Here is a 12545-nt window from a genome sequence, read left to right on the forward strand (position 1 = left end):
ATGACAATAACTCCACAACAACTGATCGCACTGCTACCGCTGCTGATCGTCGGCTTGACGGTGGTGGTTGTGATGCTCTCCATTGCGTGGCGACGCAATCATTTTCTCAATGCCACGCTGTCGGTTCTCGGGCTTAACGCTGCGCTGGTCTCGCTCTGGTTTGTTGGTCAGAACGGGGCGATGGACGTTACGCCAATGATCCGCGTTGACGGCTACGCCATGCTCTACACCGGGCTGGTGCTGCTGGCGAGCCTCGCGACCTGTACTTTCGCCTACCCGTGGCTTGAGGGTTACAAGGACAACAAAGAAGAGTTCTACCTGCTGGTGCTGATCGCCGCGCTGGGCGGCATTCTGCTGGCCGGTGCGAATCATCTGGCGGCGCTGTTCCTCGGTATCGAACTGATTTCGCTACCGCTGTTCGGCCTGGTCGGCTACGCCTTCCGCCAGAAGCGTTCGCTGGAAGCGAGCATCAAATACACTATCCTCTCCGCTGCAGCCTCGTCTTTCCTGCTGTTCGGTATGGCGCTGGTGTATGCGAACTCCGGCAACCTGTCCTTCCTCGCGCTGGGTAAAAGCCTGGCGGACAATACGCTGCACGAGCCGCTGCTGCTGGCGGGCCTCGGTCTGATGATCGTCGGTCTTGGCTTTAAACTGTCGCTGGTGCCGTTCCATCTGTGGACGCCGGACGTTTACCAGGGCGCGCCTGCGCCGGTCTCCACCTTCCTGGCGACCGCCAGCAAGATCGCCATCTTCGGCGTGGTGATGCGTCTGTTCCTGTACATGCCGGTGGGCAACAGCGAAGCGGTACGCGTGGTGCTGGGCCTGATCGCCTTCGCCTCTATCATCTTCGGTAACCTGATGGCGCTGAGCCAGACCAACATTAAGCGTCTGCTCGGCTACTCCTCCATCTCCCACCTCGGTTATCTGCTGGTGGCGCTGATCGCCCTGCAGAGCGGCGAAATGTCGATGGAAGCCGTTGGCGTCTACCTGGCCGGTTACCTGTTCAGCAGCCTGGGCGCGTTCGGCGTGGTCAGCCTGATGTCCAGCCCGTACCGCGGTCCGGATGCGGACTCGCTGTTCTCCTACCGCGGCCTGTTCTGGCACCGTCCGATTCTGTCGGCGGTCATGACGGTGATGATGCTGTCGCTGGCCGGTATTCCGATGACCCTCGGCTTTATCGGTAAGTTCTACGTGCTGGCCGTCGGTGTGCATGCGCACCTGTGGTGGCTGGTTGCCGCAGTGGTTGTCGGTTCGGCGATTGGTCTCTACTACTATCTGCGCGTGGCAGTGAGCCTGTACCTGAGCGCACCGGAGCAACTGAACCGCGATGCGCCGTCGAACTGGCAGTACAGCGCCGGCGGTATCGTGGTGCTGATCTCCGCCCTGCTGGTGCTGGTGCTCGGTATCTGGCCGCAGCCGCTGATTAGCATCGTGCAGCTGGCGACGCCGCTGATGTAAGTTGATTGACTCAATAAAAAACCGCCGGGATGGCGGTTTTTTTATGCCCGGATTTTACGCCATCTTGTAGACCATAAAGTCTTCCGCCAGTAGCGTATTGGCGAAAATCTCCCGGCATTCCGCCAGCATCTTCAGGCAGCCTTCGGCATCGTAGCGCGAGCTAAAGTGGGTAGCGATTAGCGTGCCGACCCCCGCTTCTTTGGCAAGCGCCGCGGTCTGCTGGCTCGAGGAGTGGCCGCGGCTATTGGCTTTCTCCGCCATCGCCTGCTCAAGGGTGGTTTCGTGGACCATCACATCCGCCCCGCGAGCCATCTCCAGCGCCTGCGGGCAGGGGGCGGTATCGCCGAAGATGGCCAGCGTTTTACCCGGGGTCGCTGGCCCCAGATAGCGGCTGCCGTCGATGACCCGGCCATCTTCCAGCGTGACGCGCTGTCCGCGCTTGAGTTGATGGAACAGCGGCCCGGGAGGCACGCCATCGGCAATCAGCTGGGCGGCGTCGAGGGTGCCGGGCTTGTCATGCTGCTCAATGCGATACCCGTAGCACTCCACCGGATGGCTGAGCGGGTACGCGGTGACCCGATAGCCCTCTTCGTCGAACACCAGACCAGGGCCGACTTCGATGATGGTGAGCGGATAGTCGGTCCACGAACCGCTCAGACGCAGCGCGGTCTCAACAAACTCTTTGAGCCCTTTTGGCCCGTAGAGGGTGAGGGGCAGAGAGTTCCCCTGCATCGAGCGGCTGCACAGCAGGCCGGGCAGGCCGAACAGGTGGTCGCCGTGCAGGTGAGTGATGAAAATTTTATTCAGTTTGCCGGGGTGATAGGGCGTGCGAAGAAACTGATGCTGGGTCCCTTCACCGCAGTCAAACAACCACATTTCGGCGCGGGTCGGCTGTTGCAAATTGAGTATTATCGACGTCATATTACGCGTGCGGGTCGGCACCCCGGCGGATGTCCCCAAAAAAGTTAATTCCATCGTCCAGTGTCCTCAGGGCGAGTCGCAAAGTATCAGTATATCAATAAGGAGCTACAGATGATGACCTGGCAGGATCTCCACCATAGTGAACTCACCGTTCCCCAGCTATATGCGCTGCTGAAATTGCGCAGTGAAGTCTTTGTCGTGGAGCAGCAGTGCGTCTATCAGGATGTCGACGGCGATGATTTGGTCGGTGAAAATCGCCATCTGCTCGGCTGGCGCGATGGCGAACTGCTGGCCTACGCGCGGATCCTCAAAAGCGAAGAGACGTACGATCCGGTGGTGATTGGTCGGGTCATCGTTAGCCCCGCCGCCCGCGGTGAGAAGCTCGGCTATCAGCTGATGGAGCAGGCGCTGGCCAGTTGTCAGCAGTACTGGCCGCAAAAGGCAATTTACCTCGGGGCGCAGGCGCACCTGCAATCCTTTTACGCCCACTTCGGGTTTACGCCGGTGACCGAGGTCTATGATGAGGATGGCATCCCCCACATTGGCATGGCGCGAGAAAAGCGCGCTATCTGACCCCTCTGCACCCTCGTCCACACGCTGCTTTGGCCCGGCGAGCGGGTAAGATAAAACCCGCTCCCTCGTCATGGGTACTGCTATTCCGCCGTCGAACCCCTTATAATGTGGGGTTTTACTACCGTGGAGGTTTGCGTGCTGTCTGTTTCCACTGCGCTGGCCCGTTTACGTGACGGCCTGAGTGAGCCCTTTCCTGACTCGCCCGGCACGCGAATTATCGATATTGCCTTTCCGCTGAATGATACGTTCGATCCGCTACTATGGTGCGGCCAGCAGGCGCAATGGCCGCAGTTTTACTGGCAGCAGCGCAATGGCGATGAGGAACTGGCGGCGCTGGGGGCGGTAAAAACCTTTTCCTCGCTCGACGCGGCGAACCGCTTTTTATGCCAGACCGGGCGGCAGGATCTGCGTATCTGCGGCCTGAACGCGTTTGAACCGCAGCAGGGCAGCCTGGTGCTGCCGCGTCTGGAGTGGCGCCGGTGCGGCGGCAGGGCCGTGCTGCGGCTGGTGCTGCATAGTGATATCTCCCTGCGTGAGGATGCCGCGACGGCCCGCGCGTTTCTCGCCAGTCTGACCACCACTCAGGCGACCCCTGGCGCTATCCCGCGGCTACTGAGCGAGCGCCACTCATCCGACTATCCTCAATGGCAGGCAATGATTGCGCGGGCGACTAAGGCGATTAGCGCCGGTGAAATGTATAAAGTGGTACTGGCGCGGGCAACCGACCTGCAGTTTGCCGCGCCGCTGGACGCCGTGAGCATCATGGCGGCCAGCCGCCGCAGCAATCTTAACTGTTTTCATTTCCTGATGGCGTTTAATGCCCGGCAGGCATTTTTCGGCTCCACGCCGGAACGGCTGTGGCGCCGGCGCGGCGCGCTGCTGCGCACCGAAGCGCTGGCAGGGACCGTCGCGAACCATCAGGAAGACGCGAAGGCGCAGCAACTGGCCGACTGGTTGATGAAAGATGACAAAAACCAGCGGGAAAACATGCTGGTGGTAGAGGATATCTGCCAGCGCCTGCAGAGTGAGGCCTCGACGCTGGACGTCCTGCCGCCGCAGGTGGTGAGACTGCGTAAGGTGCAGCATCTCAGGCGCTGCATCTGGACCGAGCTGGCGGCGCCTGACGACAGCCGCTGTCTGCTGCAGCTGCAGCCCACCGCCGCAGTGGCCGGCCTGCCGCGTCGGGCGGCGCTGGCATTCATTCAGCGCCATGAACCCTTTGCCCGCGAATGGTATGCCGGGTCCGCCGGCTATCTGTCGCTGGCGCAAAGCGAGTTTTGCGTGGCGCTGCGTTCGGCGAAAGTGGACCACGACACCCTGCGGTTGTATGCCGGAGCGGGGATCGTCAGCGGCTCCGATGCGCAGCAGGAGTGGCAGGAGATTGACAACAAAGCGGCCGGGCTGCGCTCGCTGCTGTGTCCATAAGGCGGGAATGACGATGCATATCAAAACGTCGTCACTTTGCCTTATCTATACTTAGCATCAATATTTGATACCGGACAATTTCATGTCAGTAAGCGCATTTAACCGACGCTGGGCGGCGGTGATCCTGGAAGCTTTAACGCGCCATGGCGTGCAGCATATCTGCATCGCGCCGGGCTCGCGCTCGACACCCTTAACCCTGGCGGCGGCGGAAAACCGCGCCTTTATCTATCATACCCATTTCGACGAACGCGGCCTCGGCCACCTGGCGCTCGGCCTGGCGAAGGCCAGCCGGCAGCCGGTGGCGGTGATAGTCACCTCCGGGACCGCCACCGCAAACCTCTATCCGGCGCTGATTGAGGCGGGCCTCACCGGCGAAAAGATGATCCTGTTGACCGCCGACCGTCCACCGGAGCTGATCGACTGCGGCGCGAACCAGGCGATCCGCCAGCCCGGAATGTTTGCCTCCCATCCGTCGCAGACGATTTCTCTGCCGCGTCCCTCGCAGGATATTCCTGCCCGCTGGCTGGTCTCAACCATCGACCAGGCGCTGGGGGCGCTGCACGCCGGCGGGGTGCATATCAACTGTCCGTTCGCCGAACCGCTGTATGGCGATATGGATGAGACCGGCGTGGAGTGGCAGCAGCAGCTCGGCAACTGGTGGCAGAGCGATAAACCCTGGCTGCGTCAGGCGCTGCAGTTAGAGAGCGAGAAGCAGCGCGACTGGTTCTTCTGGCGGCAAAAACGCGGCGTCGTCGTGGCGGGGAGAATGAGCGCCGCGGAAGGGAAAAAAGTGGCTGAGTGGGCGCAAACTCTCGGCTGGCCGCTGATCGGCGATGTCCTGTCGCAGACCGGGCAGCCGCTGCCGTGCGCTGACCTGTGGCTGGGCAACGGTAAAGCGGTCAGCGAACTGGCGCAGGCGCAGATCGTGGTGCAGCTCGGCAGCAGCCTGACCGGTAAACGCGTCCTCCAGTGGCAGGCGACCTGCGAGCCGGATGAATACTGGCTGGTGGATAATCTGCCAGGCCGCCTCGACCCGGCGCAGCACCGCGGCCGCCGTCTGCTCGCCAGCGTTGAGCGCTGGCTTGAGCTGCATCCGGCGGAAAAACGCCAGCCGTGGGCGACGGTGATCCCGCAGCTGGCCGGGCAGGCGTGGCAGGCGGCGGTTGCCAGCAATGAGCCTTTTGGCGAAGCGCAGCTGGCGCAGCGTATTCGGCGCTATCTGCCGGAGCAGGGGCAACTGTTTGTCGGTAACAGTCTGGTGGTGCGCCTGATCGACGCCCTGGCGCAGCTACCGGCCGGGTATCCGGTTTACAGCAACCGCGGCGCCAGCGGGATTGATGGTTTAATCGCCACCGCCGCCGGCGTGCTGCGCGCCAGTGCGCGGCCGACGCTGGCGATCGTCGGCGATCTGTCGGCCTTATACGATCTCAACTCGCTGGCCCTGCTGCGCCAGGCGTCGGCGCCGCTGGTGCTGATCGTGGTAAATAACAACGGCGGACAGATTTTCTCTATGCTGCCGACGCCGCAGGACGAGCGCCGCCAGTTCTATTTAATGCCGCAGGACGTGGATTTCAGCCACGCGGCGGCGATGTTCGGCCTGGCCTATCATCGTCCTGATGACTGGCAGTCGCTGGATGAGGCGCTGGCGGGCGCCTGGCGCAGGGCAGGGGCGACGGTGATTGAGCTGGCGGTCAACGAGACTGACGGCACGCAGACTCTCCAGCAGCTGCTGGCGCAGGTAAGCCGCCTGTGATACTCAGCGCGGCGGTCGACAACGGTCAGTCAGGTTATCCCTGGCTGGTGTTTCTGCACGGGTTTTCCGGCGACCGCGACGAGTGGCGGGGGGTGGGCGATGCCTTTCCCGCGTGGCCGCGGCTGTATCTCGATCTGCCGGGCCACGGCGGCTCCGCGGATATCGCGGTGCAGGACTTTGCCGGGGTCAATACTCTGCTGCTGGCTACGCTTAATAGTTACAACATCCTTAGCTACTGGCTGATTGGCTACTCACTGGGCGGCCGGGTGGCGATGAACTTCGCCTGTCAGCCGCGTGCGGGCCTGCGCGGCCTGATCGTTGAAGGCGGCCATCCTGGCCTGCAGGATGCAGAAGCGCGGCAGGCGCGGCGCAGCAATGACCGCGCCTGGGCAGAACGTTTTCGCCGCGATCCGTTGGCGCAGGTCTTTGCCGACTGGTATCAGCAGCCGGTTTTTGCCTCACTGGATGCCGCGCAGCGCGAGTCATTGGTCGCCTTACGTAGCCGCAATAACGGCGCCACGCTGGCGGCGATGCTGCAGGCAACCTCCCTTGCCGGGCAGGCCGATCTGCGCGCGCCTCTGCAGGCTCGCGATTTTCCTTTTCACTACCTGTGTGGCGAACGCGACGCGAAGTTTCGCGCCATCGCGCAAGCGCTCGCTGCCGATACCCATATCATTCACCATGCCGGACACAACGCGCACCGGGACAACCCCGCCGCGGTGATTGCTTGTCTGGCGCAGATTCTGGCAAGTTAACTGAAGGACATTCTATGATCTCTCTTGATGAAGCAATGCTCTATGCCCCTGTGGAATGGCACGATTGTTCCGAAGGCTATACCGATATTCGTTATCAAAAATCGACTGACGGGATTGCCAAAATCACCATCAACCGCCCACAGGTACGCAACGCCTTCCGCCCGCTGACCGTCAAAGAGATGATTCAGGCGCTGGCGGATGCCCGCTATGACGACAATATCGGGGTGATTGTCCTGACCGGTGAAGGTGAGAAAGCCTTCTGCGCCGGCGGCGACCAGAAAGTTCGCGGCGACTACGGCGGCTATCAGGACGACTCCGGCGTTCACCACCTTAACGTGCTCGACTTCCAGCGCCAGATCCGCACCTGCCCGAAACCGGTGGTGGCGATGGTAGCCGGCTACTCTATCGGCGGCGGCCACGTGCTGCACATGATGTGCGATCTGACCATCGCGGCGGACAATGCCATCTTCGGCCAGACCGGGCCAAAAGTCGGCTCTTTTGATGGCGGCTGGGGCGCCTCCTATATGGCGCGTATCGTCGGGCAGAAAAAAGCGCGCGAAATCTGGTTCCTGTGCCGTCAGTATGACGCCCAGCAGGCGCTGGACATGGGGCTGGTGAACACTGTAGTCCCGCTGGCTGATCTGGAAAAAGAGACCGTGCGCTGGTGCCGTGAAATGCTGCAAAACAGCCCGATGGCGTTGCGCTGCCTGAAAGCGGCGCTGAACGCCGACTGCGATGGCCAGGCCGGGCTGCAGGAGCTGGCGGGTAACGCCACCATGCTGTTCTACATGACGGAAGAAGGGCAGGAAGGCCGCAACGCCTTCAACCAGAAACGTCAGCCGGACTTCAGCAAATTTAAACGGAATCCATAATGCGCGTTTCGCAGGTTTACCGCTGGCAGATACCAATGGACGCGGGCGTGGTTCTGCGCGACCGGCGGTTAAAAACCCGCGACGGGCTGTTCATCCGCCTGCAGGAGGATGAACGCGAAGGCTGGGGGGAAATTTCTCCCCTACCGGGATTCAGTGACGAGACGCTGGAAGACGCGCAAACGGCGCTGCTGGCGTGGGCGCAGGCCTGGCGCGACGGCGCGGAACCGCCGCTTCCCACACTGCCTTCTGTCGCTTTTGGTATTAGCTGCGCGCAGGCGGAACTTTACGGCGAACTACCGCAGGCAGCGGATTATCGCGCGGCGCCGCTCTGTTCCGGCGATCCGGATGAGCTGTTCGCCAAACTGGCGGCGATGCCCGGCGAGAAAGTCGCTAAGGTGAAAGTGGGGCTGTGGGAGGCGGTCCGCGACGGCATGGTGGTTAATCTGCTACTGGAAGCCATCCCCGATCTCCAGCTGCGGCTGGATGCCAACCGGGCGTGGACGCCGCTTAAAGCGCAGCAGTTCGCCAAATACGTCAATCCCGCGTATCGCCAGCGCATTGCGTTTCTTGAGGAGCCCTGCAAAACGCGGGAGGACTCGCGGGCCTTTAGCCGCGAGACGGGGATCGCTATCGCCTGGGATGAAAGCCTGCGCGAGGCGGATTTCCGCTTTGTCGCGGAGCCCGGCGTGCGCGCGGTGGTGATCAAACCGACGCTGACCGGCAGTGTGCAAAAGGTTCAGCAACAGGTCGCCGCGGCACACGCCCTGGGGCTTAGCGCGGTGATTAGCTCGTCAATCGAGTCCAGCCTCGGGTTAACCCAGCTGGCGCGGGTTGCCGCCTGGCTGACGCCGCAGACCATCCCCGGACTCGATACGCTGGCGCTGATGAGCGCCCAACTGGTACGGCCGTGGCCGGAAAGTACGCTGCCGATGATCAACATTGATGCGCTGGAGCCGCTGCTGTGATGTTTTCCGACTGGCCCTGGCGCCACTGGCGCCAGTTACGCGGTGAGGCGCAGGCGTTACGCCTGAACGATCGGCTGCTGACCTGGCGTGAGCTATGCGCGCGGGTTGACGCGCTGGCGGCCGGCTTTGCCGCGCAGGGCGTTATGGAAGGTCATGGCGTGGCGCTCCGGGCCTACAACCAGCCGGAGACGCTACTCGCCTGGCTGGCATTGCTGCAGTGCGGGGCGCGGGTGTTGCCGCTGAATCCGCAGCTGCCAGAGGTGTTGCTGCAGGAACTGCTGCCTGCGTTAAACGTCCAGCATCAGCTGGTGCTGAATGGTGCTGCGCTGCCGGGGGATTTACCGGCGTTAACTCTGCAGGCGGCCGAAGGCGTCCATGCCGTTTGCTGGCATGGCGAACGGCTGGTGTCGATGACGTTAACCTCCGGCTCAACCGGCCTGCCGAAAGCGGCGGTACATAGCGCCAGCGCCCATCTGGCCAGCGCCGCTGGCGTGCTGGCGCTGATGCCGTTTGCCGCAGAAGACGACTGGCTACTGTCGCTGCCGTTGTTTCATGTCTCCGGGCAGGGGATCATCTGGCGCTGGCTGCTGGCCGGCGCGCGAATGACGGTGCGCGACAAGCAACCGCTGGCGCAGATGCTGCAGGGCTGTACCCATGCTTCGCTGGTGCCGACTCAGCTGTGGCGCCTGCTGAATGATGATGCTGCGCATTCCCTCAAGGCGGTGCTGCTCGGCGGCGCAGCGATCCCGGTCGAATTGACTGAGCGTGCACTCGCGCAGGGAATACGCAGTTTCTGCGGCTACGGCCTCACCGAGTTCGCTTCCACGGTCTGTGCCAAAGCGGCCGACGGCGCGGCGGATGTGGGCGAACCGCTGCCGGGGCGGGAGGTGAAAATTGTCGCCGGCGAGATCTGGCTGCGGGCGTCGAGTATGGCGGCGGGTTACTGGCGCGACGGTCAGTTATTGCCATTAACCAATGATGAAGGCTGGTTTGCGACACGCGATCGCGGGGAATTACACAATGGTCGGCTGACGGTTGTTGGGCGACTGGATAATCTTTTTTTTAGCGGCGGCGAAGGTATTCAACCGGAAGAGGTCGAGCGCGTGATACTCGCATATCCAGCGGTACAACAGGTGTTTATTGTACCGCTGGATGATGTCGAATATGGTCAACGCCCGGTCGCGGTGGTGGAATGCGATGACGGCTGCGAGTTGAGCGCGCTGGCGACATGGAGCGCTGAGCGGTTAGCGCGCTTCCAGCAGCCAGTGCGTTGGCTACGGCTGCCGGACACGTTAAAGAACGGTGGGATTAAGATTTCCCGTCAGGCGCTGCGCGAATGGGCCAGACAGCAGACGTATGCGACCGTATCGTAGCCACCCGCCATATCCCGCGGCATAACGCCGGGTGGGTTGAACGTGGTATGCTGGACTAAAGTACCCCTTTCTGGCTGAGCGTAACGCGGGTGGCGGCATTGAGATCGTAGTTTTTGAGATCTTCTGCTTTGACCCAGGCGTAATCGTCAAACTCCTCGTTGATCGTCACGTAGCGATTGGCGCTGACGCAGTCGAAGATCAGGTAGATCATATAGATCGTTTCCTGCCGACCATCCGGGTAAGTTTTGACGCGGGTATCATCGCGAAAGCTCCACGGCGCGATATGGGTAAGAATGAGTTTTTCGCCAAGCTCTTCGCGTATTTCCCGCCGCAGCGCCTCTTCAATACGCTCCCCTGGCTCCACGCCGCCGCCGGATAAGGCCCATTGCCCGGGGAAAACCCCGCGGTCGGCGGCCATTTTGCAGAGCAGATAATGGCCTTCATTCTGGATAAGCGGGCAAACAATCGTCCTTTGACGCACGGTTTTTCTCCTTCAGAGGGATGGGGCGGTATGCCGATGAAACAGTTTGCGAGCCGCCTCGGTAAACCGCAAGCGAAATGCGGCCCTGGTCCTGTTGGGTGTTAAGTTAGGTGAAAATAATCGCATGGAGTTTCGCCATGGACAGGGCGCCCCATTCCCCGCATGACGCCGTATTTAAACACCTGTTGTCGCACCGGGCGACGGCAAAGGACTTCCTTGACATTCATCTCCCCGGACCGCTGCGCGCGTTATGCAACCTGAATACGCTGCAACTGGAATCCGGGAGCTTTATTGACGATGAGCTACGAGCGAGTCATTCCGATATCCTTTACTCGCTGCAAACGCAGGCGGGGGAGGGCTATATCTATCTGTTGATTGAGCACCAAAGCTCGGCGGACCGCCATATGGCCTTTCGCCTGATGCGCTATGCCATCGCCGCGATGCAACGTCATCTGGATAAGGGGCATACGCAGCTGCCGCTGGTTATCCCCCTGCTGTTTTATCATGGCCGCGTTTCGCCCTGGCCGTACCCGATGTGCTGGCTGGCAGGCTTTGCCGATCCGGACGTTGCGCGGCGGATCTATGGTGATGATTTTCCCTTAATCGATATCACCACCACCCCGGATGATGAAATCATGCGCCACCGGCGTGTGGCGATGCTGGAGCTGCTGCAGAAGCATATCCGCCAGCGCGACATGATGGACCTGCACGAGCAGCTGGTCAGCCTGTTAGCTCTGGGATACACTAGCCGCAGGCAGCTAAAGACGCTGCTGCATTATCTGTTACAGGCAGGAAACGCCGCCGATCCGGTCGCTTTTTTGCGCCATCTTGCGCAAAGCGTTCCCCGGCGGTCGCACAAGGAGACGCTCATGAATATTGCCCAGTTTCTGGAACAACGCGGCCATCAGCAAGGGTTAAAGCAAGGTCTGCAACAAGGTCTGCAACAAGGTCTGGAGCAAGGTGAGCAGCAGACCGCGGAGCGTATTGCCCGGGCGATGCTCGCTAACGGGCTTGACCTGTCGCTGGTGGCGAAACTGACCGGCCTCGCCCCGGAATGTCTGGCCCGGCTGCAGCATTAATTATTCCCTTATCCACCCGCGCCGCGCCGATCGTGCGGCGTCAGTTCTCTGTTTTCGTCAATGTGTCAGCGTTAATCATAATAAACATGAATATTCATGGCGCTGAACGGGCGGTTCGTTATTCCGACAACGCCCGATGCCATAAAAAAACGCAACTGGTTACACTCTTGTGAAAATTCATTTCGCCAGGTCATTGATTCCTGACGGGTGCGCAGTAGAATTTTCAGGTTTTTTCGGGACTTCTTTGATTTTAATTTTCTGGATAGAGTAAATAATGAAAAAAAGCATTTTTATGGCGCTGGCTGGCGTCATGCTGGTTTCTTCCGCGGCCCATGCGATCAGCGTTACCGGTGAAGCAGGCGAGCATTACACCAATCTTGGCGTCGGGTTTGGCACGGAGTCTACCGGCCTGGCCGTTTCCGGTAACTGGTTGCACAGCGATAACGACGGCGACGCCGCGGGTTTAGGCCTGGGGCTCAATATTCCGCTGGGGCCGTTCCTCGCGACCGTGGGCGGTAAAGGCGTATACACCAACCCGAAACAGGGCGATGAAGGTTATGCGGCAGCGGTCGGCGGCGGCCTGCAGTGGAAAATTGGCGACAGCTTCCGCCTGTACGGCGACTACTACTACTCGCCGGATTCCCTCTCCAGCGGCATTGACAGCTATCAGGAAGCTAATGTCGGCGCCAGCTGGACCATCATGCGTCCGCTCAGCATCCAGGCAGGCTATCGCTATCTGAACCTGGCGGGTAAAGATGGCAACCGCGATAACACCATCGCCGACGGCCCGTACATCGGCGCCAGCGCCAGCTTCTAATCTCCTCCGGCGCGGTATCTTCTTGCCGCGCCAGATTTTCCTCCTCGTCAGCATCCCGCTTTGCGTTATAGTA

12 protein-coding genes are annotated in these 12545 nt (G+C 61.1%); 10 read left to right on the forward strand and 2 right to left on the reverse strand.

Features of this window, described 5'->3' with window-relative positions:
- Positions 1–1458 carry an NADH-quinone oxidoreductase subunit NuoN gene (nuoN, locus tag AC3EMD_RS07420; protein ID WP_008803951.1) on the forward strand — a complete coding sequence of 486 codons (1458 nt, stop codon included), beginning with the start codon at positions 1–3 and terminating at the stop codon, positions 1456–1458.
- 54 nt (positions 1459–1512) lie between these two features.
- Here nuoN and rnz read toward each other — a convergent pair whose 3' ends face one another.
- A complete protein-coding gene (gene rnz / locus AC3EMD_RS07425) occupies positions 1513–2433 on the reverse strand; it encodes a ribonuclease Z (RefSeq protein ID WP_023298031.1) in 921 nt (306 codons plus the stop codon).
- 57 nt (positions 2434–2490) lie between these two features.
- On the opposite strand from rnz, the gene AC3EMD_RS07430 reads away from it, so the two are divergent.
- The 7 genes from AC3EMD_RS07430 to menE all read left to right on the forward strand — a co-directional run bounded on the left by AC3EMD_RS07430 (position 2491) and on the right by menE (position 10095).
- On the forward strand, positions 2491–2952 hold the full coding sequence (locus AC3EMD_RS07430; protein WP_032737129.1) for a GNAT family N-acetyltransferase: 462 nt from the start codon (positions 2491–2493) through the stop codon (positions 2950–2952).
- Positions 2953–3087: 135 nt separating this feature from the next.
- The gene (menF, locus tag AC3EMD_RS07435; protein WP_232690954.1) at positions 3088–4377 is read left to right on the forward strand and encodes an isochorismate synthase MenF; all 1290 of its coding nucleotides are present in this window, start codon (positions 3088–3090) and stop codon (positions 4375–4377) included.
- Positions 4378–4459: 82 nt separating this feature from the next.
- Positions 4460–6130, forward strand: a complete 1671-nt coding sequence (gene menD, locus AC3EMD_RS07440) for a 2-succinyl-5-enolpyruvyl-6-hydroxy-3-cyclohexene-1-carboxylic-acid synthase (RefSeq protein WP_302074008.1) — start codon at positions 4460–4462, stop codon at positions 6128–6130.
- Positions 6127–6885, forward strand: coding sequence for a 2-succinyl-6-hydroxy-2,4-cyclohexadiene-1-carboxylate synthase (gene menH, locus AC3EMD_RS07445; protein WP_038421559.1), 759 nt, complete (start codon positions 6127–6129; stop codon positions 6883–6885). The genes menD and menH overlap by 4 nt, the downstream gene beginning before the upstream one ends.
- Positions 6886–6899: 14 nt before the next feature.
- The gene (gene menB / locus AC3EMD_RS07450) at positions 6900–7757 is read left to right on the forward strand and encodes a 1,4-dihydroxy-2-naphthoyl-CoA synthase (RefSeq protein ID WP_022066040.1); all 858 of its coding nucleotides are present in this window, start codon (positions 6900–6902) and stop codon (positions 7755–7757) included.
- The gene (gene menC / locus AC3EMD_RS07455; protein ID WP_060619760.1) at positions 7757–8722 is read left to right on the forward strand and encodes an o-succinylbenzoate synthase; all 966 of its coding nucleotides are present in this window, start codon (positions 7757–7759) and stop codon (positions 8720–8722) included. The genes menB and menC overlap by 1 nt, the downstream gene beginning before the upstream one ends.
- Positions 8719–10095: an o-succinylbenzoate--CoA ligase gene (gene menE, locus AC3EMD_RS07460; protein ID WP_032740174.1), complete on the forward strand. Its 1377-nt coding sequence runs from the start codon at positions 8719–8721 to the stop codon at positions 10093–10095. Before menC ends, menE begins: the two co-directional genes overlap by 4 nt.
- Positions 10096–10150: 55 nt before the next feature.
- On the opposite strand, the gene nudI is transcribed toward menE, so the two are convergent.
- Positions 10151–10576, reverse strand: a complete 426-nt coding sequence (gene nudI, locus AC3EMD_RS07465) for a nucleoside triphosphatase NudI (RefSeq protein WP_060619758.1) — start codon at positions 10574–10576, stop codon at positions 10151–10153.
- A 137-nt stretch (positions 10577–10713) separates the two neighbouring features.
- Here nudI and AC3EMD_RS07470 point away from each other — a divergent pair, with 137 nt between their 5' ends.
- Together AC3EMD_RS07470 and AC3EMD_RS07475 are read left to right on the forward strand one after the other, a co-directional pair.
- The gene (locus AC3EMD_RS07470; protein WP_049162621.1) at positions 10714–11655 is read left to right on the forward strand and encodes an Rpn family recombination-promoting nuclease/putative transposase; all 942 of its coding nucleotides are present in this window, start codon (positions 10714–10716) and stop codon (positions 11653–11655) included.
- 274 nt (positions 11656–11929) lie between these two features.
- On the forward strand, positions 11930–12472 hold the full coding sequence (locus AC3EMD_RS07475) for a YfaZ family outer membrane protein (protein ID WP_004201712.1): 543 nt from the start codon (positions 11930–11932) through the stop codon (positions 12470–12472).
- The last annotated feature ends 73 nt before the right edge of the window (positions 12473–12545 follow it).

It is taken from the genome of Klebsiella sp. PK18 (genome assembly GCF_057784655.1).